General features: G+C 55.1%; 16 protein-coding genes and 1 pseudogene. 6 read left to right on the top strand and 11 right to left on the bottom strand.

Features of this window, described 5'->3' with window-relative positions:
• Positions 1 to 5 precede the first annotated feature (5 nt).
• From nirD to QFZ34_RS01165, 3 genes are read left to right on the top strand one after another with little or no spacing between them, the layout of a single operon-like run.
• Positions 6 to 338: a nitrite reductase small subunit NirD gene (gene nirD / locus QFZ34_RS01175; RefSeq protein ID WP_115053787.1), complete on the top strand. Its 333-nt coding sequence runs from the start codon at positions 6 to 8 to the stop codon at positions 336 to 338.
• A complete protein-coding gene (locus tag QFZ34_RS01170) occupies positions 338 to 2998 on the top strand; it encodes a nitrate reductase (protein WP_307275739.1) in 2661 nt (886 codons plus the stop codon). Before nirD ends, QFZ34_RS01170 begins: the two co-directional genes overlap by 1 nt.
• Positions 2919 to 4115: an SAM-dependent methyltransferase gene (locus tag QFZ34_RS01165; RefSeq protein WP_307275736.1), complete on the top strand. Its 1197-nt coding sequence runs from the start codon at positions 2919 to 2921 to the stop codon at positions 4113 to 4115. The genes QFZ34_RS01170 and QFZ34_RS01165 overlap by 80 nt, the downstream gene beginning before the upstream one ends.
• Positions 4116 to 4434: 319 nt before the next feature.
• Here the strand turns inward: QFZ34_RS01165 and QFZ34_RS01160 are convergent.
• A pseudogene (locus QFZ34_RS01160) lies at positions 4435 to 5476 on the bottom strand (NAD(P)-dependent alcohol dehydrogenase).
• A 176-nt stretch (positions 5477 to 5652) separates the two neighbouring features.
• On the opposite strand from QFZ34_RS01160, the gene QFZ34_RS01155 reads away from it, so the two are divergent.
• Positions 5653 to 6570, top strand: coding sequence for an AraC family transcriptional regulator (locus tag QFZ34_RS01155; RefSeq protein ID WP_307275733.1), 918 nt, complete (start codon positions 5653 to 5655; stop codon positions 6568 to 6570).
• A gap of 27 nt (positions 6571 to 6597) precedes the next feature.
• On the opposite strand, the gene QFZ34_RS01150 is transcribed toward QFZ34_RS01155, so the two are convergent.
• The 3 genes from QFZ34_RS01150 to QFZ34_RS01140 are packed head-to-tail and all read right to left on the bottom strand — an operon-like array spanning position 6598 to position 8302.
• Complete coding sequence (locus tag QFZ34_RS01150) at positions 6598 to 7113, bottom strand: nuclear transport factor 2 family protein (protein WP_307275729.1); 516 nt, start codon at positions 7111 to 7113, stop codon at positions 6598 to 6600.
• Positions 7114 to 7155: 42 nt separating this feature from the next.
• Positions 7156 to 7890 carry an SDR family oxidoreductase gene (locus QFZ34_RS01145; protein ID WP_307275726.1) on the bottom strand — a complete coding sequence of 245 codons (735 nt, stop codon included), beginning with the start codon at positions 7888 to 7890 and terminating at the stop codon, positions 7156 to 7158.
• A 34-nt stretch (positions 7891 to 7924) separates the two neighbouring features.
• On the bottom strand, positions 7925 to 8302 hold the full coding sequence (locus tag QFZ34_RS01140; protein WP_370878660.1) for an Atu4866 domain-containing protein: 378 nt from the start codon (positions 8300 to 8302) through the stop codon (positions 7925 to 7927).
• 112 nt (positions 8303 to 8414) lie between these two features.
• On the opposite strand from QFZ34_RS01140, the gene QFZ34_RS01135 reads away from it, so the two are divergent.
• Positions 8415 to 9311 (top strand): LysR family transcriptional regulator, encoded by an 897-nt coding sequence (locus QFZ34_RS01135; protein WP_307275723.1) that lies wholly within the window; start codon positions 8415 to 8417, stop codon positions 9309 to 9311.
• On the opposite strand, the gene QFZ34_RS01130 is transcribed toward QFZ34_RS01135, so the two are convergent.
• The 7 genes from QFZ34_RS01130 to bglB all read right to left on the bottom strand — a co-directional run bounded on the left by QFZ34_RS01130 (position 9312) and on the right by bglB (position 18302).
• On the bottom strand, positions 9312 to 10385 hold the full coding sequence (locus tag QFZ34_RS01130; RefSeq protein WP_307275721.1) for an ABC transporter ATP-binding protein: 1074 nt from the start codon (positions 10383 to 10385) through the stop codon (positions 9312 to 9314).
• Between the two features lie 10 nt (positions 10386 to 10395).
• Positions 10396 to 11448 carry a carbohydrate ABC transporter permease gene (locus tag QFZ34_RS01125; RefSeq protein WP_115053796.1) on the bottom strand — a complete coding sequence of 351 codons (1053 nt, stop codon included), beginning with the start codon at positions 11446 to 11448 and terminating at the stop codon, positions 10396 to 10398.
• Positions 11448 to 12485 carry a carbohydrate ABC transporter permease gene (locus QFZ34_RS01120; protein ID WP_115053797.1) on the bottom strand — a complete coding sequence of 346 codons (1038 nt, stop codon included), beginning with the start codon at positions 12483 to 12485 and terminating at the stop codon, positions 11448 to 11450. Before QFZ34_RS01120 ends, QFZ34_RS01125 begins: the two co-directional genes overlap by 1 nt.
• An 84-nt stretch (positions 12486 to 12569) precedes the next feature.
• The gene (locus QFZ34_RS01115) at positions 12570 to 13835 is read right to left on the bottom strand and encodes an ABC transporter substrate-binding protein (protein ID WP_307275718.1); all 1266 of its coding nucleotides are present in this window, start codon (positions 13833 to 13835) and stop codon (positions 12570 to 12572) included.
• 52 nt (positions 13836 to 13887) lie between these two features.
• The gene (locus QFZ34_RS01110; RefSeq protein ID WP_307275716.1) at positions 13888 to 16371 is read right to left on the bottom strand and encodes a hypothetical protein; all 2484 of its coding nucleotides are present in this window, start codon (positions 16369 to 16371) and stop codon (positions 13888 to 13890) included.
• Positions 16368 to 16931: a 5-dehydro-4-deoxy-D-glucuronate isomerase gene (gene kduI / locus QFZ34_RS01105; protein ID WP_307275709.1), complete on the bottom strand. Its 564-nt coding sequence runs from the start codon at positions 16929 to 16931 to the stop codon at positions 16368 to 16370. Before kduI ends, QFZ34_RS01110 begins: the two co-directional genes overlap by 4 nt.
• A gap of 270 nt (positions 16932 to 17201) precedes the next feature.
• Positions 17202 to 18302 (bottom strand): beta-galactosidase BglB, encoded by a 1101-nt coding sequence (bglB, locus tag QFZ34_RS01100; protein ID WP_307275984.1) that lies wholly within the window; start codon positions 18300 to 18302, stop codon positions 17202 to 17204.
• Positions 18303 to 18443: 141 nt separating this feature from the next.
• Here bglB and QFZ34_RS01095 point away from each other — a divergent pair, with 141 nt between their 5' ends.
• Positions 18444 to 19487 carry a LacI family DNA-binding transcriptional regulator gene (locus QFZ34_RS01095; RefSeq protein WP_115053801.1) on the top strand — a complete coding sequence of 348 codons (1044 nt, stop codon included), beginning with the start codon at positions 18444 to 18446 and terminating at the stop codon, positions 19485 to 19487.
• The last annotated feature ends 18 nt before the right edge of the window (positions 19488 to 19505 follow it).

The following is a 19505-nucleotide window of genomic DNA, read 5'->3' as shown; positions in this document are numbered from 1 at the left end:
AGGCGATGAGTGATTGGATTGCGATAGGTTCGATACACGATATTCCACGTCGCGGCGCCCGCTGCGTCATGACTCCGCAGGGAAAGATCGCAGTCTTCCGCACCATGGAAGATCAGGTCTTTGCCATTGATGATCACTGCCCGCACAAGGGCGGCCCTTTGAGCCAGGGCATTGTTCATGGCGCATCGGTGACATGCCCTTTGCACAATTGGGTCATTTCGCTGGAAACAGGAAAGGCGCTTGGCGCCGATGAGGGCAGCGTCAGAACCATTCCGCTCAAGCTGGATGGGGACAGCATTCTGGCTCATCTGCAAATCACGGCTGTTGCGGCGGAATAATGCAGACAGCGACAGCAACAACTCGCACCACATGCCCCTATTGCGGGGTGGGGTGCGGCGTTCTCGCCACCAGGGAGGAGAGCGGGGCCATCGGCATCAAGGGTGACCCCTTGCACCCTGCCAATTTCGGGCGTCTTTGCTCGAAAGGTTCCGCTCTTGGCGAGACCGTTGATCTGGAAGGGCGATTGCTCCAGCCCAAAATGTTTGGCGAAGAAGCGGGCTGGGATGAAGCATTGGGGCTGGTGGCGAGCCGCTTTTCCGATGCGGTTCGCCAGCATGGGCCGGACAGTGTTGCATTTTATGTTTCGGGCCAGTTCCTGACAGAAGATTACTACGTCGCCAACAAGCTGATGAAAGGCTTCATCGGCTCGGCCAATATTGATACGAATTCGCGCCTGTGCATGTCCTCTTCGGTGGCTGGCCATGTGCGCGCTTTCGGATCGGATACGGTGCCGGGAACCTATGAAGATCTGGAACTGGCTGATCTTGTCATTTTGACGGGTTCAAACCTGGCATGGTGTCATCCGGTTCTCTATCAGCGGTTGATTGCAGCCAAAACAGAACGACCGGAAATGAAGATCGTCGTTATTGATCCGCGCCGGACAATGACCGCCGATATTGCTGATATGCACCTTGCCATCAGGCCCGATGGCGATGTTGCCCTGTTCCTGGGTCTGCTTGGTTTTCTGGCGGATTCGGCAAATCTGGATCATGATTATATTGAGAGGCACACATCCGGCTTTGCGATGGCTGTCGCTGCCGCGCGTCAATTGAGCATTGATGAGCTGACCCGAAAGACGGGACTGGATGCGCAGCAATTGGAGGCTTTCTACACACTCTTCGTTGCCACGCAAAAAACAGTCACTTGCTATAGTCAGGGTGTAAACCAGTCTTCCTCGGGGACAGACAAGGTAAACGCCATTATCAACTGCCACCTGGCAACGGGCCGTATCGGCAAGCCGGGCATGGGGCCGTTTTCGCTGACAGGCCAGCCAAATGCCATGGGCGGGCGGGAAGTCGGCGGACTTGCCAATATGCTCGCTGCCCATATGTCCATCGCCAGCGATGAAGACAAAGACAGGGTGGCGCGGTTCTGGGGCGCGCCACGCATCGCTTCCAAACCCGGCTTGAAGGCGGTTGACCTGTTTCAGGCCGTTGCCGATGGCCGGATCAAAGCCATCTGGATCATGGCGACCAATCCCGTTGTCTCCATGCCCGATGCGGATGCAGTCAAAGCCGCGATCAAGGCCTGTCCATTCGTGGTCGTGTCTGATGTGACCCAAACCGATACAAGCCGCCATGCGCATGTGTTCCTGCCCTCGCTCGGGTGGGGCGAGAAAAGCGGAACTGTCACCAATTCTGAACGCCGAATTTCACGGCAAAGGTCATTCTTGTCCATTCCCGGCCAAGCGAGGGCGGATTGGTGGCAATTGACCGAAGTGGGCCGGAGAATGGGTTTTGAGGCTGCTTTCCCATATAATTCGCCCGATGAAATCTTTGCAGAACACGCCGCTCTTTCTGCTTTCGAGAATGACGGCACGCGCGATTTTGACATTGGCGCCTTTGCGCAAATTGACGGGCAAGCCTATGACGCGCTTTCTCCCGTGCAGTGGCCACAGCCACAATCAGGGTCAGGTGGGGCAGAGAGGTTCTTTGGCAATGGCGGTTTCTACCATGCCGACCGGAAGGCGCGGTTCATCGCAGTAGAGGCTGGAAATGTGGAACGGCCAGCTAGCGCCTTTCCGCTGGTCCTCAATACGGGCCGTATCCGCGATCAATGGCATACAATGACAAGAACCGGCAAAAGCGCTCGCCTTGCAGCGCATATTGCCGAGCCCTTTGCGGAAATTCATCCCTTTGATGCAAAGGCGATCGGAGTTGAAAGCGCCGATCTGGTGGAGCTGGAAAGCCCCTATGGCAAGGTTATCGTCAGAGCATCGGTGACGGATCGGCAGGCGAAGGGCAATATCTTTGTTCCCATGCACTGGAATGACAATTTCGCCGCCAGAGCCCGTATTGATAGCCTGGTCGCGCCTCTGGTTGACCCATTTTCCGGACAGCCGGCTTTGAAAAGCAGCGCCATTGCAGCGAGAAAATTTGCAGTAGCTCATTACGGTTTCGCCGTTTCCCTTGCAAAGCCGGAAAGCATCGACCTGCCTTATTGGGCGCTGGCGAAGGCGCAAGGTGGCTGGCGCGTTGAGTTTGCCGGAAAGGATGATGCCGACTGGACCGAGTGGGGGCGGGCAAAGTTCGGCATTCCGGCAGGAATAGAACCATTGGGCTATCATGACGGGCAATCGGGCGATTATCGGCTGGCGTTTTTTGACGAGGGCAAATTGTTGGCGGCCTTGTTCATCGCCCGTAAACCCGTAGCAGTTGCGCGCAGTTGGATGATTGAGCAGCTCTCCTGCGATCATGCCGATTTGTCAAAGCGGTTTTCCATCATTGCAGGCCGTCCTGGAGACAGAAGCGCGGATCGGGGTGCCATTGTTTGCTCCTGCTTCAGTGTTGGTTTGAATCAGATTGTTGCAGCTGTTCGCAGCGGCTGCGGCAGTGTCGAAGCTGTGGGAGCGACCACGAATGCGGGAACAAATTGCGGTTCCTGCCGCGCTGAAATCAGAGGGATCATCGATGGATGCAACGCTGTCGCCGCTGAATAAGCGGCAGGAAAAACAAATGAATGCGCGGGTTACCGATTTGGCGAAACTGCCGGTTTTCTGGGATTTGAAAGGAAAGCGTGTCGTTATTGCCGGTGGGTCGGACGCAGCGGCATGGAAGGCCGAGCTTCTGGCGGCATGTGGCGCAATTGTGCATATTTATGCGGAAGAGCTATCAGGCATCTTCTCCAGTTTGGTTGATGTATCCCAGGCTTCGCAGCGCCGCCGCTATATCCACCATGCAAGGCCTTATACAGCCGCCGATATGAAAGGTGCCTCGCTCGCAATTGGCGATTTTGAAAGCGAGGCCGATGCGGATATTTTCTTTAACGCGGGTGTTGCTGTGGGCACCCCTGTCAACGTGATCGATAAGCCGGCTTTCTGCCAGTTTCAATTCGGTTCGATCGTCAATCGCTCACCCGTGATCGTGTCTATATCCACCGACGGCGCTGCACCCGTTCTGGCTCAGGCAATACGGCGCAGGATCGAGGCGATATTACCCGCTTCGTTGCAGCTTTGGGGACAAATGGCGCAAGGTCTTCGCAGCAAAGTAAATGCCCGGCTGGAATCGGGGCAAGCGAGGCGACGTTTCTGGGAGGGTTTCGTCGACCGTGTTTTCACCGGGGTGCCGAATAGCACCGCGCTGGCAGAGCTGCTTGCTGATGCAGCAAAGGGTGACAGCCGCGTCGCCCGCGTCGGCAAGATTACATTTGTTGCTGCTGGGCCTGGAGACCCCGAACTGCTGACGCTGAAAGCAATTCGTGCATTGCAGGCAGCCGATATCGTTCTTTTCGGATCGCTGGTATCAAACGAAATCCTCGAATTCTCAAGACGGGAGGCGCGCCGGATACAAGTTGACCGGTTTGCAGACCAAACGGTCGATAGTATTGCAGCGTTTCTGGATGAGGGAAAAAATATTGTCCGCGTTGATTTGAGCGGCCCTCTGGAAGGCCGCCGGTTTCGCGAGGAAATTACCCGGCTCAAAGCAAGCGGCGCGCGCGTAAGCACGGTTCCTGGCGTAACGGAAAGTGCCGAAGTGCTGCACTATGCGCTTACCGCTGTTCCCTTTGGGGGATACGCCAATGCAGGGCATGGCGAACAGTTTGGGAGCGCAAGATAAGTATGGATCAGTTTGCTCCGTTCCTGCTAAGCATGATCATATGCCTTACCTTACCGGGTGTTCAGGGTATCTTTAACACTGGAACGAATGCGGCATTGCTCACCACTGTTCAAACGACAGTGGCAACCGCTCTGGCCATATCAAGCATTGGCCTGGCTTTGAGCAGCCTCGCTCCGGCGCATGCAAGCATTGTCATATTGCTTGGCATTTTGTCAGCGCCGGTCGCAAGTCAGTATGCGCATAAGCCTTTATTCAGGCTTATGGCATCTTGTTTCATGTTTCTTTTATATCTGCGCCTGGGACTTCCGCAGGCAGGATTTTAGAGCGTGGCCATATCGATGACGAAACGGTAGCGCACGTCGCTTTTCAGAACGCGCTCATAGGCTTCGTTGATGTCCTTGATGTCGATGGTTTCGATCTCGGCAACAATATTGTGCTTGCCGCAGAAATCCAACATTTCCTGGGTTTCCTTGATCGAGCCAATCATGGAGCCGGCAAGGGTTTTGCGCCCGCCAATCAGGGAGAAGGCATGCACGGGAACCGCATGTTCCGGAACGCCCACCAGCACCATTGTGCCATCAAGCTTCAGCAGCGTGAGATAAGCATTCCAGTCAATCGTGGTGCCGACAGTGCAAATGATCAAATCGAACGTGCCTGCCAGACTTGTAAACGTCTCAGCATCGCTGGTTGCATAATAGTGGCTGGCGCCAAGCTTCAACCCGTCTTCTTTTTTCGACAGGGTTTGGCTTAGGACTGTGACCTCGGCACCCATGGCGGTGTGCGATCTTGACGCCCATATGGCCAAGCCCGCCCATGCCGACAATCGCGACTTTTTTGCCGGGGCCAGCTTTCCAATGATGAAGCGGCGAGTAAAGGGTGATGCCCGCGCAGAGCAAGGGCGCAGCTGCATCCAGCGGCAGGTTCTCGGGGAAGGAAAGAACATAGCCTTCTTTTACGACGATCGAGTCAGAATAACCGCCATAAGTCGGGGTGGTACCATCTGCCTCGTAATCATTATAGGTCTGGACGAGACCGGGCATATATTGCTCCAGATCGACGTTCCGTTCGGCGCATTTCGTGCAGGAATTGACAAAACAACCAACGCCGACGCGATCACCAGTCTTGAATTTTGTCACTTTGGAGCCGACCGAAGTGACAATACCTGCCACCTCGTGGCCGGGAACCATGGGGAATATGCCATTACCCCATTCGCTGCGAGCCTGATGGATATCGGAATGGCAAACGCCACAATATTTTACCGATATGACAACATCGTCTTCGTTTGGCTCACGGCGTTCAAAGGTGAAGGGTGTAAGAGGTTGTGACGCATCCGTCGCAGCGTAGCCTTTTGCAATAGCCATGGGTATTTCCTTTTTGGGGATGTAGAGCGCTACTATGCAGTCCATCGGAATTGGAGCGGTAGAGCAATCCTGCAAGCTTATTGCACAATCCTGCAAAAGTGATGGGGCGGCATGATGCGGAGCCGCTCAAGCGTGGTATAAGTTCTGTCTCTTGGCAATCCGGAACCCAACACTATATGACACTACCATTCTCTCCCTATCAGGAAATTGCTGCGATCATTGATCGTTTTACCGGCGCGGACGGTAATTTTTCGACAGCGATCAGCAATCTCAGTTTTTATCGACACAGTGCCCCGACGATGCCCCACCATAGTGCTTATAGACCCGGCTTCGCCATTGTCGTGCAGGGCGCAAAAAGCTTGACCGTAGGGCAGGAGATTTATCGCTATGGCGCGGGTCAATATCTTTTGACCTCGCTTGATCTTCCGGTTGAATCGCATGTGACAGAGGCCACTCCGGAGTCGCCTTATCTGTGCCTTACCTACACGATTGACAGCGCCCGTTTGAGCGACATGATTGCTCGTGTCAGTATTCCGCGTCAGGCGACAGCAGAGGGCATAAGGGGCTGGGCCGTGAATATTGCATCGCCGGAAATCCTTGATGCGTCAGTGCGGCTGCTGCGGCTTCTCGACAGGCCCGACGATATTGAAGCCGTCGCCCCGTTGATAGAACAGGAAATTCTCTACCGCCTTCTTTCTGGGCCCGACGGGCCGCGACTGCTCCAGATTGCCATGTCCGAAAGTCAAAGCAATAAGGTTGTCCGCGCTATTTCATGGATAAGGGACAATTTTGCCGAAACATTACGGATTGAGGATCTGGCGGGACGTGTCAATATGAGCGTTTCTTCGCTGCATCACAATTTCAAGGCTGTCACTGCAATGACGCCTTTGCAGTATCAAAAGCAGCTTCGTTTGCATGAGGCGCGTCGGCTTATTTTGGTGGATCGGCTGGATGTCGGCATGGCTGGACACAAGGTCGGCTATGACAGCCCGTCTCAATTCAGCCGCGAATATAGCCGTCTCTATGGCTCGCCTCCACTGCGCGATGCCGAGCGGATAAGGGGCGCTACCGGCGACGGCAAATCATTGCCTTGATCGCTGGCGGAAGCGCCCCTCATTCTTTTAGTTGGATTTGGCGGGAACTCTGCGGAGCACGTCGTCATAAGGTGCAAGGTCGAGAAAGGCGGTTACTTCGACGGCCTTTCCATCCCGCATATGGAATATCCAGGCATAGCTATTGCTGTAAGGAACGCCATCTGCCGCCACGGCAACACCTTCCCAATTGATTATCACGTGGTCTCCATCGGCCCATATCTTTTTGCTGACCGGTGTGACCGGTTTGGACAGGCGGGATACGAATGGGCGAACTGCCTGCTCAAGGAATGTTTCGCGCCCCCGAAACAGGCCAGCGCTTGGCCCGGACCCTTCGATCCTCCAATTGACTTCCGGTGACAGCACATCGGTAAAGAAGCTTTGTCCACCGGCAGCCCAGGCATCGAATGCCTCGGTTACGATCTGCTTGTTGCGCGAGGTGACATCCTGAGACGCTTGCGCCTGCGTGGTAGGCAGAATAGGGAGCGTCAGCAAAGCCACTGTCAATGCAGCGCTGCGGATCAGGGATAATATTGATTGCATCATTTTACTCCTTCAGATCTGTGATTAAGCGGATTTCAAAGACGATCAGTGGGGGCTGGCTGTCGGGCGGATAATGATTTCGCTCACATCCACCTCTGCTGGCTGGCTGATGGCATAGAGAATGGAGTTCGCGATGGCTTCCGGACTGATCGTGACGGCGCGAAAGCCTTTCATCGCGTCACGGGCAATAGGGTCACTGATTGTGTCCGCAAGTTCCGATGTTGTTGTGCCCGGTGAAATGACGGTAACCCGAATTTTATCGTTCTCTTGCCGCAAGCCATCGGAAATGGCGCGCACAGCAAATTTTGTAGCGCAGTAAACGGCGGCCGTCGGCGACACGGTGTGGCCGCCAATCGAAGAGACATTGATGATCTGGCCGCTTTCCTGCTGCTTCATGATAGGAAGCGCTGCCGCAATGCCGTAAAGTACGCCTTTAATATTGACGTCAACCATCCGGTCCCATTCGTCGACCAAGAGAGCGTCCATTGGTGATAAGGGCATGACACCGGCATTATTGATCATCACGTTGAGACGACCGAATTCCGAGACGGCCAAATTTACAAAACTGCTGACGTCCTTCCTGTCGGTGACATCCAGTTTTTTGGTCAGAACCGAACCGCCATCAAGCGCGATCTCTTCAGCCAATCTGTCGAGCCGGTCGGCACGCCGCGCACCGATGACAATATGCGCGCCAGCCTTGGCAAGAACCCGGGCCGTTGCTTCGCCAATACCGCTACTCGCACCGGTAATGGCAATGACTTTTCCTTGAATATCAAGCATTTCAAACTCCATGGTTTCTTGAGATTATTGGATATTATTTGCGGCGCAGGATCATCCCGCCGTGGTGAAGCGTGTTTTCGTCCACGAAATCGCCATCGGCGGTAAAGCCTGTGTCGTCCCAATATTCGATATGATTGCCGGTCACTTCGTAACGGCCCTGATAGGCACTTTCGCGATTGCCGCGTGCCTCGTCATAGCGGTTATTGGGAAGCAGTTCATGGCGGACCCGGCCATCATCGGTGACCCACATGCCAACATATGCGTGTTGCAACATTTGAACCTCTTTTGTTTTGCCATTTTCTGTGTCGACGGACTTTTGCATCTTTTCCGATGCCCCACTGAAAGAACCAGACATCGATGCAAGAAGAGCAGTCATGACGCCTGCTGCTATTTTGGAGCTGTGCATTGGCATGAGTTATTTCCTTTCGAGCCGGTGTGAATTCTATCTACCGGACGAAAATACGTGGTCGTATTAGGATTATAAAGTTGCCAATAGCGGATGAGCTGGTTAGTAATGCTTACTAATGATGGATGATCTTGAAGGTATCCCGGTATTTCTGGCGGTTGCTGAAGCGAAGAATTTTCGCATCGCAAGCGAGCGGCTCGGCGTTACGCGCTCTGCGGTCAGTCAGGCGCTTCAACGTCTCGAGGATCGTGTCGGCGTGGCGCTGGTACAACGAACGACCCGGAGCGTAAGGCTGACGGAAGCCGGCGAATTATTCTATGACGCAGTGCAGCCTTCTGTTTCGCAAGTCCGACAGGCCGTTGAGGCTGCGCGCGAGATTCAAGGCAAGCCCAGCGGGCTGCTGAGGATTGCTGTTTCGTCAATCGCAGAGAGCTTCCTGTCTGGCCCGCTGCTTGCGGGATTCATAGAGCGCTATCCTGACGTGACGCTCGACATCACTGTTACCGATGAAGAGTTTGATATTGTCAGCACCGGATTTGATGCAGCAGTGCGGCTTGGTGAAGTCATCGAACAGGATATGATCGCTGTTCCTGTATCATCGCAGCAAAGGCAATGTGCTTTCGCCTCGCCGGAATATCTGGAAAAAAACGGCACTCCCTCGCATCCAAGCGATTTGCCGGATCATATTTGTATCGGCTGGCGACCCCGCCCGGACAGTGCGCCCTATCGCTGGGAGTTTACAGAAAATGGCCGCGACTTTGATGTCGCCGTCAATCCCGAAGTGACCACCAACGACATGCAGTTTATGATACGCATGGCCTGCGCCGGTGCCGGGATTACCTTTGGCATGGTCGATACATTTCAACCATGGGTTTCACGCGGCGAACTTGTGCCGCTTTTGGGAGCTTTCGGACCACCGTTCAACGGCTTTTATCTCTATTATCCAAGACGCCACAGGCAGCCCATCAAATTAAGGGCGCTGGTGGATCATATACGTGCCGCACGTCATGGCTGATCAGATGCGATGTCCATCCTTGTCGAAAAGATGGATCGGAGCGCTGGACAGCGAGAGGTCAATATCCGTGCCTGAGGCAAGATCATGCTGTCCGGGGATAACGACCAGGAATTTTTGCCCCGCGACTTCCGTGTGCAGCACCGTTTCGGAGCCAAGCGCTTCAACGAGCTTGATCTTGGCTTGAATGCTCTTGTCACCTGAACCGAGAGTGACATGCTGCGGACGAATGCCCAGGGTGATCCGTGCGCCCTGCTCGAGACTTGTCTCGCGAGCAGGAATCGCAAGCTGATAGCCATCGGCCAGCGCGACCACCAGATTTCCCGATTGGACGGAACTGACAGTTCCTTCCAGAAAGTTCATATGGGGAGCGCCGATGAAGCCCGCGACAAACCGGTTTGCCGGCGTATTGTAGAGTTCAAGCGGTGTGCCAACCTGTTCGATTTTTCCGGCGCGTAGTACGACGATCCGGTCAGCGAGGGTCATCGCCTCCACCTGATCGTGGGTTACGTAAATCATGGTGGATGAAAGGCGGGCATGAAGTGCGGCCAGCTCGGCGCGGGTGGAAACCCGCAGCTCAGCATCCAGATTTGACAAAGGTTCATCCAGCAGAAAGGCGACGGGGCGGCGCACGATAGCCCGGCCGATTGCAACTCTCTGTCGCTGGCCGCCGGAAAGCTGACCGGGCCGCCGGGCCAAATAGGGCTCGATCTCAAGCATGCGGGCGGCTTCCGTTATCCGCTCGTCAATCTCGGCTTTGGGCATCTTGGAGTTCTCAAGGCCAAAGGCAAGATTTTGGCGCACACTCATATGTGGGTAGAGTGCGTAGGACTGGAATACCATGGCGAGGCCGCGATCAGCAGCTGTCACATCGTTGACCGGTTTCCCGTCAATGGCAATCTCGCCGCTGGTGATTTTCTCCAGCCCGGCAATGGCGCGCAGCAAGGTAGATTTTCCACAACCCGACGGGCCGACGAAAACAACAAGTTCACCATCGTTTATGTCGAGGTTGATGCCATGCAGGACATCGATATTTCCGAAGGATTTTTTGACATTGGAGAGTGTGATCTGGCCCATATGAGTTTCCTTATTTTAGGCCCGTGCCGGCGATGCCAGTGGTGATGAAACGCTGCAGGAAGATGAACACAAGCACCACCGGGATCATGGTGACGACGGTCATCGCCAGGATGAAGTGCCATTGCACATTAAGTTCGCCGGAATAGATGCTCAGGCCAACTTGCAGTGTGTAAAGCTCTTTGCGCGATAGAACGATCAGTGGCCAGAGGAAGTCATTCCACCGCCAGACGACCGAGAAGATTGCAAGCACTGCAAGCGCAGGCGCAGTCAGCGGCAGGACGATGCGCCAGTAGATCTGCCACTCGGACGCCTTGTCCATCCGCGCCGCATCGATAAGCTCATCGGGAATGGTCAACATGTACTGGCGCAGTATGAAAACGCCGGTGGGCGTTGCGACTGTCGGTAAAATCACGCCCCAGAGATTGTTGAACAGACCGAGCGCCGAGATAATTGAATAGAGCGGCACCATGATGACCGAAAGCGGAACCATGAGCGTGGCAAGAATGATCAGCATCGCCACCGAGCGGCCTCGAAACTCGTATTTCGACAGGGCGAAGGCGGCCATTGAATTGACGATGAGTGTAATCAGCGTTGCCATGACTGTGACGAACACCGAATTCCACAGATAGCGGAAGAAGTCGAAATGCACGAATGGTCCGGTGTAATTCTCCGTGGCGAAGGACAATTCCTGTACAGGTTTGCGGCTATTGATATTGACGCGAATGGTTTCGTCAGGCTTGGCGGGATCAACCATCTGGCTGAAAAGCCCAATGCGGCGCACTTCGGCAAGCTTCTTCGTCGTGCCATCTGGCAGTGTCACATCATAGAGAGTCAAAGGCTTGTCATGCCCCTCAACACTGACCTGCTGGCTAGTATAGGGCAGGATTGATGGAGGGAATTCCGCCAGTGCCGCCGGTGTCTTGAAAGAAGAGAACATCAGCCACAAGGCGGGGCCGAACATGATGAACAGTCCGCCTATGAGCCAAACCCAAGTGACGATATCGGTCCAATGCCAACCCTTGCCGCCTCGGCGGCGCAGAATGAAAGCTGCGGCTCTTCCCATCAGCGTTTCCCCTTCTTTTCGCCGCGACGGCCAAGGCCAAGCTGCACCAATGTGAGCACGACAAGGACGAGGCCCATGAGTATGGATGCTGCGGCTGCAAGCCCGGGATTGCGTGGCTGCGATACAAAGCCCGTTTCATAAATATACTGGGTGATGAACAAGGTGCTCGTTCCCGGGCCGCCGCCGGTGAGTATGTACACCTCGTCAAAGACCTGCACGGAGCGGATCAGCGCGAGCACAATAACGACGACGAGATTGGGCATAAGAAGCGGCAGGGTGATACGCCAGAAGACTCTCGCCGGTTTAGTGCCGTCCATATCTGCGGCTTCATAAAGATCTTTCGGGATTGCCTGCAGGCCAGCCAACAGGATCAAGGCGTAAAAGCCCATATGCGCCCAAAGCGAAACCCCAACCGCGGCGGCGAAGGACCAGGTGCGGTCTGTCAGCCAGGTATAGGGATCAACGCCAAACGGATAGAGAATGAAATTCAAAAGACCTTGCCGCTGAAGAATCCATCGCCAGATGAGCCCGACAACCACGGGCGAGAGCAAAACTGGGAAGAAGAATACCGCGCGCCAGAAAGAACGGGCCGCAAGGTTGCGGTTCAAGATCAGCGCAGTCACCAATGCTGCGCCGATCATCAGGGTTACCTGCAAAACCACAAACCAGAATGTATTGCTGACGGCGGTCCAGAATGCATCTTCCTGACAGGTGAGAGGGTCAAGATAATTGCTGCAGTCGAAAAGACGCTGATATTGATCTGCGCCGACATATGAGCGCTCCGGCAGAAACAGCGCGGAGCCGCCGGTCGTTGAATAGACGAAGTTGATGAACAGCGGCAACAGCACGAAAATGCCGAAAATCAGCATATTCGGCGCAAGGAAAAAGATTGCCATGCCGCTGAGACCGGTCATTCTCTGCAATGCACGCAAAGGGCGGTCGATCAAGCCCATGACAAGCCGGACCGGGGCAAGCGCAATAGCGCCCAAGTGCTGGACTGCCGATGGTTTTGATGCAGTTTCAAGCGGCGCCGTCATTGCGCATCTCCCGTGCCGAGGTGTCAGGATTATGCGGCTTGTCTTCCATTATGAAGGGGAGAACAAGCCGCATTGCCAGTTCTGTCAAAGGCCGGAGTCCTTGACCTTGGTCGCAACGTCAGAATCGATACGGGTGAAGGCGTCGTCGAGCGGCAGCTCGCCGGCAATCACCTGAGCCACACGGGTAACCAAGGCGCCATAAACCGTGTCAGCCCAACGCCAGCCGGGCATTTTCTGAGCGGCGGGCGCAGTCGTCTTGCTGGCTTTGACGAATACATCAAGCGCTGCTTTGACCTGTGGGTCTTCGGTCTTGAAGTTGAGATCGCCCTTGTCGAGAATTCCCTTATGGGCCGGGATGAAAAGCGTTCGCTCTGAAAATTCTTTGACGACTGCTTCGCTTGCCAGATAGTCCATGACCTTGGCAACGTCTTTCGGGTTCTTTGTATATTTTACCGCAACCAGACCTGCCCCTCCAGGCATGCCGGTGCAAGCAGCCGGGCCACAAGGGCTGCCGGTTGCAACCCAATCAAAGCCATTGCCGATTTTGGTCGCGAAATTAGGGATCTGCCATGAACCGGAATAGTAATAGGCAAGCTGCGCGTTGATAAAGTCGTCGGCGGCAGCGCGGTAGGTCTGGCCAGCAGCGGAAACCCACACATCCTTGCTCATGACCCCGTCATTCGTCCATCCGACAAATTTGGTGATGAAGTCCTTTGCGCCTTTATCCAGCGGCGCGGGTTTGCCATCAGCTCCGATGTAATTTGCACCGAAAGCAATATTGGGCGCCGTGATGCGATGGCCGGAACGGTCCAATGCCATGGCAAAAGGAATTTGCTGACTGTCGGCGACCTTCTTTGAAGCCGCCGCCCAATCGTCCCATGTTGCATCAGGGCCGGGCAGGGGAACGCCTGCCTGTTCGAACAGGGTCTTGTTGGCAAAGCCACCGGTCAAAGTGACCTGCGTCATGAAACCCGAAATCTGGTTGGAGCCATCAGGCCGCATCCAGTCGGCCTGAGCGCCGAAATTGGCGTCCCAATAGGCTGCGTCCGATATAAGGGGGCGCAGATCCAGCCAATGCCGGCTGAGGTCTTTCAGCGCCGTTACACGCGCAATATCCGGACCATGACCTGCTTCGAGTTGAACCGGCAATTGTTCCTTGATGACACCAAAGGCAACATTGTCGATCGTCACTTTGATATCCGGGTTTTGGTCCATGAAGCGCTTCATGAGGTCAGCCAAGACCTCACCTTCAACACCATCGGAATACCACATGATACGTACATCGCCAGCATAGGCCGTCGACGTCAGAAGCGCGAGCGTAGCGCCCGCCAGAAGCGATCTCAATTTCATGCCTGTTTCCTCCTCCAAGGACAAGGCGAGCCTCCACCCGCCGGGTTTATTCTTATGATTGGTCCAGCATTTTCGCTTCGCCCTTTACGCTATAATCGGCTCTTGTAAGAACGCGGCCTTCAGCCTCAATGCTGCCATCGGCACGGAAACGGACAGTCCCATATTCGGGATCGTCAATGATAATGGTCCCGTCACTTTCCTCACGGGCATCAAGGCGACCAAAGCGTTCTTCGACAGATGCCAAATCATTCGAGGTGCAGACGCGCACAATCCAGCGTGTTTTCATGCCATATTGGCGCAATTCCACATTCGCAGACGGGCCCTCCGTAACCTGCAACAGTGGTTGGCTGGCATGCAGCAAAACGGCTCCCGTTCCCGAGCGGGCTACAGCTAGATTGCCCGAGACATGGCTTTCATCAAACTCGGCAATTGGAAACCAGGCATGGGTGAAGTCTGGTTGTTCTTCGTGGATCGAAAAGTCGAGAACAGCCAGACCGCGATATTGCTGGGCGCGGGGAATAGTACCGCATCCGCCCCAGTAAGATGGCCGTCCATAACCGAACTGGATCGTTTCGCCCGGATGATTGATCCAGATCGCCGCCTCGGGCTTTTCTCCCAGGCGCAAATGTAGAATGGTTTCCTGATAACCCCATTCACCCCAGCGATAATGAGCGGCTGATCCCATGGCGAAATCAGCACTCTTATAATGGTAGAGTGCGGCAAAGGCGTTTTCGCCTTGCGCAAAACGCCATTCCTGATGCTGGTCTTCCCTGTAATCGGCGATCGTGGAAAGAGCTGCGGGAATTGCAAGGCCGTGGTCACGCAGGCAGACGGCGAGTTGCGGCAAGGCATGAACGCGGCGGCCATACCAGCCCTTGCCCCAGAGAAGGCGAGCCACACCCGACAATTCAAGCGAACGCCCTGCACAAAGCGTGTGTTCGTAAGAACGGCCCTGCGCCGCCGTCACCATGCCATGATGGGCGGACCGCGCAATGATTTCACAAAGCCGGACAATGCCTGCCTTGGCGCGTGTGGCAATATCATCATCGGGAGCCAGAGCGGCAAGCGCCGTCAGACCCTTCAGATCAATCGGGAAATAGGGCGCGGAGTTGAATTCCGCCATTTCCCAATTTTCAAAATGATCAAGCCATGCGCGTACCCGCTCCGCACCGATCCTGCTTTGCTCGGACCCCATACGGCCGGAGCGGACAAAGGTGCTGTCCGACAGAAGATGGCCGGCAAGATAGGCTGATGTATGAAAAAGCAGCGCGTGGTTTTCCGAGAAATACCACTGAACATCATTGCCCGGCTCATCCATCCAATAGCGGTAATTGAGAATGGCGGCATCAATCCGATCGCGCGTTTTGCTGTTGATGTCCTTGCCCCAGACTGTGCGCGACCAGATGAGTGGAACGAGCGAGAAGTCTGCGCAATCATGGCAATCTTCAATGGAGGGGAGAATCTCCTCAATCATCGCATCGGTTTGCGCACCGGCGCGACCGCTGGCAAGACGGGCAAAGGCCCGAACAGTGTCCCGTTCCGAATGTTCCGAAATTTCATCAAGCGTTTCGGCAATGCGGCTTTCAAGCGTTGCCCCGGCTTTGCCTTGCCGTTCGGCATGACAAATCTCGACACCCAAGGAACGTGAGGCGACAAAACCGCCAGCGTTCAAGGTGATGCGGAAATGGCGGAAATCGGCAGGAGCTTCTTCAGACGGTCCGATCAGCAAGCTGGTTGTGCCAGCCGCAAGCTCGAAATCGAAATCAAACCGTTCGCGTGACATGAAGTCACCTTCGACGGCAACATTGACCTTGACGTCAACCGGTAGCGGCTGTGCGAGCAGGAGAGTAATATCGCCGCCAAAATAATGCGGACGATCAAGAGACATTCCGTCAAGCGCCGCTTCGAGGCTATCGGCAATCGATCCGGCAACCGGCACGGGCAGTGCTATCTTCGCCGCCGGACCAGAGAGATAATCGAACTGGAAGAAATAGCGGGCGTCACGCTCGGCCAGATCATCGAAGAAAAGCGTAATTTCATTTATGCCTTCGATGAGGGGGAGTTCGAATTCCTGTTTTGCTTCGAGATTTCGGCTATAGGGCGCCATCCAGCCAATCTCAGCCCCGTTAAGCCAAAGAACTGCGCCGCCACAGGTTCCCAATTGAATTGTTGCGGTTCCGGCGGTTTCAGCGTCGATATAGGTCCGGGTCCAGGTGGCAAGACGCGTTGGCCGGAACCAGAAGCCGGATAAATCCAGCCGGGGCGAACCGAAAGGCAGCCACCATTTTGCAGCGTCAAATGTGCCGCGGACATCCGGGCGTTTGCCACGATAGGTATCGGCAAAAATCGTGCGGCATGGATATTCATGCGGAATGAAATTCTTGACCTTGGTCAGGAAGAAGAACGGGTCCATCTCACCCTGCATAGGGGCATCAGCCACATCGAAGCGTTCTTCGGAAAGAGCGCTGACCTGCCAGTAGCGCAAGGGTTCTCCCGGCTTGAGGGGCTTGCGCATCCAATGAGTTTCCGCGTTCATTTCAAATCCGCCACGGCAACCGGTGCCACATCATTATATTCCTGATTTTCTCCCGTCATGCCCCAGACAAAGGCATAAGGACCTGTGCCAGCGCCCATATGGATGGACCAGGCCGGAGAGACGAGCGCTTCCAGATCGGCAACCACGAGATGGCGCGTTTCATCGGGACGGCCCATGAGGTGGATAACGCGATCTTCAGGAGCAAGGTCGAAATAGCAATAGGCTTCCATGCGCCGTTCATGCAGGTGGGGTGGCATGGTATTCCAGACACTGCCATCGGCAAGATCGGTAATACCCATCAAAAGCAGGCAGGACGGGGCGACTTCCGGGTGAATATACATGCGCAGCTTGCGCTTGTTGGATCGTTGTTCGGCACCAAGTTCGAGCAATTTGGATTCTGATTTGCGGATCAGGCGATGCGGGATATCGCTGCCTGCGGGAACAGAATTCATGTAGAATCGGGCAGGTGCATCGCCGGACGCGCTTGATAGCGAAATTTCTTTTGCGCCACGCCCAATTATAAAGCACGTCGCGGTTTTCCAGGGTGAAGCTTTGGCCATCAACAGTGATCGTGCCGCTGCCACCCAAATTGGCGACGCCCATTTCGCGGGCGGACAGCAGATAGGGCGTGCCGATATCATCGCCAGTCCCAAATACGAGTTGTTTTGTTACCGGCACTGCACCACCCAAGATCAGGCGATCCACATGGGTGTAGGTAAAGCTGACTGCGTCCGGCTGAAACAGGTCCTCAAGAAGGAACTCAGCGCGCAACCGCCCCGTATCGAAAGTCTTCGTATCCTCGGGGCCTGCCCCGTAAAGAACTTTCATTGTCATGCTGCCTGTTCTCCTGCTTCCACATGCTGCAATGCTTCGGAAAGGCAGAGAATGGAAAGCGCCTGTCCGTAGCCTGTCGGCTGAATGGGAATGTCTTTATAAAATTGCAGATCGTGGCCCATGCGTGTGCCATATGAGACGTTGAGCACGGTACCGGTTTCGTCGATATTATTCAGAACTGCCTTTACGGCTTTCAGCCCAGCCTTTCGCCATTCCGGTGTGCCAAGCCCGATGCGATATCCCTTCAAAAGGCCATAGCCAATACCGGCGGTAGCGGAGATTTCTTCGTAGGAAGACGGATCGTCGAGCAAAGTGCGCCATGCGCCCGATGCGGTCTGCAAGGGTAGCAATGCATTGACCTGCGCAACCAGCATGCCCATGAGAAAGTCCTTCACGGGTTTGGGCATATCTGCGAGATCAAAAAGATCAAGCATTCCGGCAGTTATCCAGGCATTGCCTCGCGCCCAACGAGCCTGCGCGAAATTATGACGTCCTCGGAAAGTCCAGCCATGGAACCAAAGGCCGGATTTTGTGTCAGCAAGATAACGGGAGTGGACAAGGAACTGGCGTGCAGCTTCATCGACCAGCTCTCGGCGGCCGCTTGCCTGCCCGTAAGAAGCAAGGAACAGGGCAACCATATAAAGTGTATCGTCCCAGAGTTCATGATCGTTCACCTTGTCTGAGACATGGTGTTCGAAGGCACCTTCTTCGGTGCGGGACATTTGCGACATGACCTGATCGGCCCAATCATCCAGCGGCTTTTTCCAGCGCGGATCGCGCGTTTCCTTCCAGAGAACAGACAGAGCCAGCATGGGAGCAGTGGTATTGACGTTGAGCGCAGGAAGGCCAGCCGCAATGCGAGCGGTGTACCAATCTTCAATCAAGGTCTTGAGGTCATCACGGCCAGTGAAAAGCCATAGACGGACAAGCCCATAAAGCCCGACCCCTTGCGGCCATTCCCAACTTTCGAATGAGATGTAGTCGCCCGCAGTGCCGTCGAGATTAGGTTCATCGAAGCGGCCATCATTGTGGAGTCCGGTCATGCCGGCCACGATCAGATCCAGCTGGTTGCGGATATTCTGGCCGGTAAGGCCCATCTGCTTTCCTCCAAGTCCCGCCATGCAGATGCATGACTGCAATCTACGCTTCTCCCGAGCGATAAGACTATGGAAGCACCAGAAAATAATTTGCGCAATATGAAAATTTTTTGCAGTGTGGGTTGAGCGGAGAAAAGTTTCATGATCGCAAAACCCGAACCCGGGAAACGGGGAAAACAGAGCAGGCGTGTCAGACTTGAGGATATTGCCGAGAAAGTCGGTGTTTCGTTGAGCACTGTGTCGCGGGCGCTTTCCGGTGAAAAAGGCGTGCGTGCTGATATACGCGAAAGGGTGGTGGAGGCCGCCAAGGCCGCCAATTACACCGTGCCGACGCCGGTTGCAGGCAAGAAAGTTATTGTTGCCGCCTCGAGCGCTGCGATGATTGATTATGTGCGCAACCAGTTCACTCTTTACGTGCTCGAAGGATTGCGGGACCGGGCACAGGTGCTTGGACTGGAGATCATCACGCGCGCCGTGGCCGGGCAGGCGGAAGAAAACGCCATGCTGGAGGAGGCGCTGGCCGATCCGGATGTGGCAGGTCTCCTGTTTCTTACTGTCGACGACGAATCGATCCTTGCGGCGATGCGGGATTTCGGCAAACCGGTTGTGATGATCAATGGCGACGATCCGCTTATGCGGCTTTCAAGCGTAACGCCCTGCAACCGATCCGCTGCGCGTGTGGCGGCGGAACATCTGATCAAGCTTGGCCATGAACGTATTCTCTTCCTTATGCGCCCGGGCCGTCACACAATTGAGAGGCGGCGGGAAGGATGGCGGGATGCGCTGGTGCACCACAATCTTCCCTATACGGATGATCTGGTCGTCCCGGTTGAGGACTGGTTGCCGGAGCTTGCAGCTCAGGCAATCACCAAGCGACTGAGTGAAAAAGGCCTGGATTTTACAGCAGTGCTTGCTGCCGGAGACAGTCTGGCAGTTGGTGCGATGATGGGCGTTCAGCAAGCGGGCTATTCGGTGCCGGGTAACGTCTCGGTCATGGGAATGGATGACCTGCCACAAGCAGCTTTCCTCAATCCGCCATTGACCACGATGCATATTCCCATGCGTGAACTGGGTTATGTGGCGCTGGATCTGTTGCGGGACAGTCTGACAAGTGTTCCGATGCCACCCCGCCGTGTCGAGCTCGCTTGTCATCTTGTGTTGCGGGCTTCCACTGCCAGCAGATAAAAGCGAAGGCGGCGAGTT

The sequence above is a fragment of the Phyllobacterium ifriqiyense genome, assembly GCF_030817885.1.
Taxonomy (GTDB): Bacteria; Pseudomonadota; Alphaproteobacteria; order Rhizobiales; family Rhizobiaceae; genus Phyllobacterium; species Phyllobacterium ifriqiyense.
The sequence above is the reverse complement of the archived record's forward strand: the minus strand, read 5'-3'. Positions and strand labels throughout refer to the sequence as shown.

Excerpts from the sequence above, each read along its gene's own strand:
- QFZ34_RS01140 (WP_370878660.1), bottom strand. The coding sequence starts at position 8,302 with ATGCCAATGCACAGCTCCAAAATAGCAGCAGGCGTCATGACTGCTCTT.
- QFZ34_RS01155 (WP_307275733.1), top strand. The coding sequence starts at position 5,653 with ATGACACTACCATTCTCTCCCTATCAGGAAATTGCTGCGATCATTGAT.
- QFZ34_RS01150 (WP_307275729.1), bottom strand. The coding sequence starts at position 7,113 with ATGATGCAATCAATATTATCCCTGATCCGCAGCGCTGCATTGACAGTG.
- kduI (WP_307275709.1), bottom strand. The coding sequence starts at position 16,931 with ATGGCCAAAGCTTCACCCTGGAAAACCGCGACGTGCTTTATAATTGGG.
- QFZ34_RS01165 (WP_307275736.1), top strand. The coding sequence starts at position 2,919 with ATGCGGGAACAAATTGCGGTTCCTGCCGCGCTGAAATCAGAGGGATCA.
- QFZ34_RS01135 (WP_307275723.1), top strand. The coding sequence starts at position 8,415 with ATGATGGATGATCTTGAAGGTATCCCGGTATTTCTGGCGGTTGCTGAA.
- bglB (WP_307275984.1), bottom strand. The coding sequence starts at position 18,302 with ATGGGCCTTACCGGCCAGAATATCCGCAACCAGCTGGATCTGATCGTG.
- QFZ34_RS01130 (WP_307275721.1), bottom strand. The coding sequence starts at position 10,385 with ATGGGCCAGATCACACTCTCCAATGTCAAAAAATCCTTCGGAAATATC.
- QFZ34_RS01145 (WP_307275726.1), bottom strand. The coding sequence starts at position 7,890 with ATGCTTGATATTCAAGGAAAAGTCATTGCCATTACCGGTGCGAGTAGC.
- QFZ34_RS01110 (WP_307275716.1), bottom strand. The coding sequence starts at position 16,371 with ATGAACGCGGAAACTCATTGGATGCGCAAGCCCCTCAAGCCGGGAGAA.
- QFZ34_RS01120 (WP_115053797.1), bottom strand. The coding sequence starts at position 12,485 with ATGACGGCGCCGCTTGAAACTGCATCAAAACCATCGGCAGTCCAGCAC.
- QFZ34_RS01170 (WP_307275739.1), top strand. The coding sequence starts at position 338 with ATGCAGACAGCGACAGCAACAACTCGCACCACATGCCCCTATTGCGGG.
- QFZ34_RS01115 (WP_307275718.1), bottom strand. The coding sequence starts at position 13,835 with ATGAAATTGAGATCGCTTCTGGCGGGCGCTACGCTCGCGCTTCTGACG.
- nirD (WP_115053787.1), top strand. The coding sequence starts at position 6 with ATGAGTGATTGGATTGCGATAGGTTCGATACACGATATTCCACGTCGC.
- QFZ34_RS01095 (WP_115053801.1), top strand. The coding sequence starts at position 18,444 with ATGATCGCAAAACCCGAACCCGGGAAACGGGGAAAACAGAGCAGGCGT.
- QFZ34_RS01125 (WP_115053796.1), bottom strand. The coding sequence starts at position 11,448 with ATGGGAAGAGCCGCAGCTTTCATTCTGCGCCGCCGAGGCGGCAAGGGT.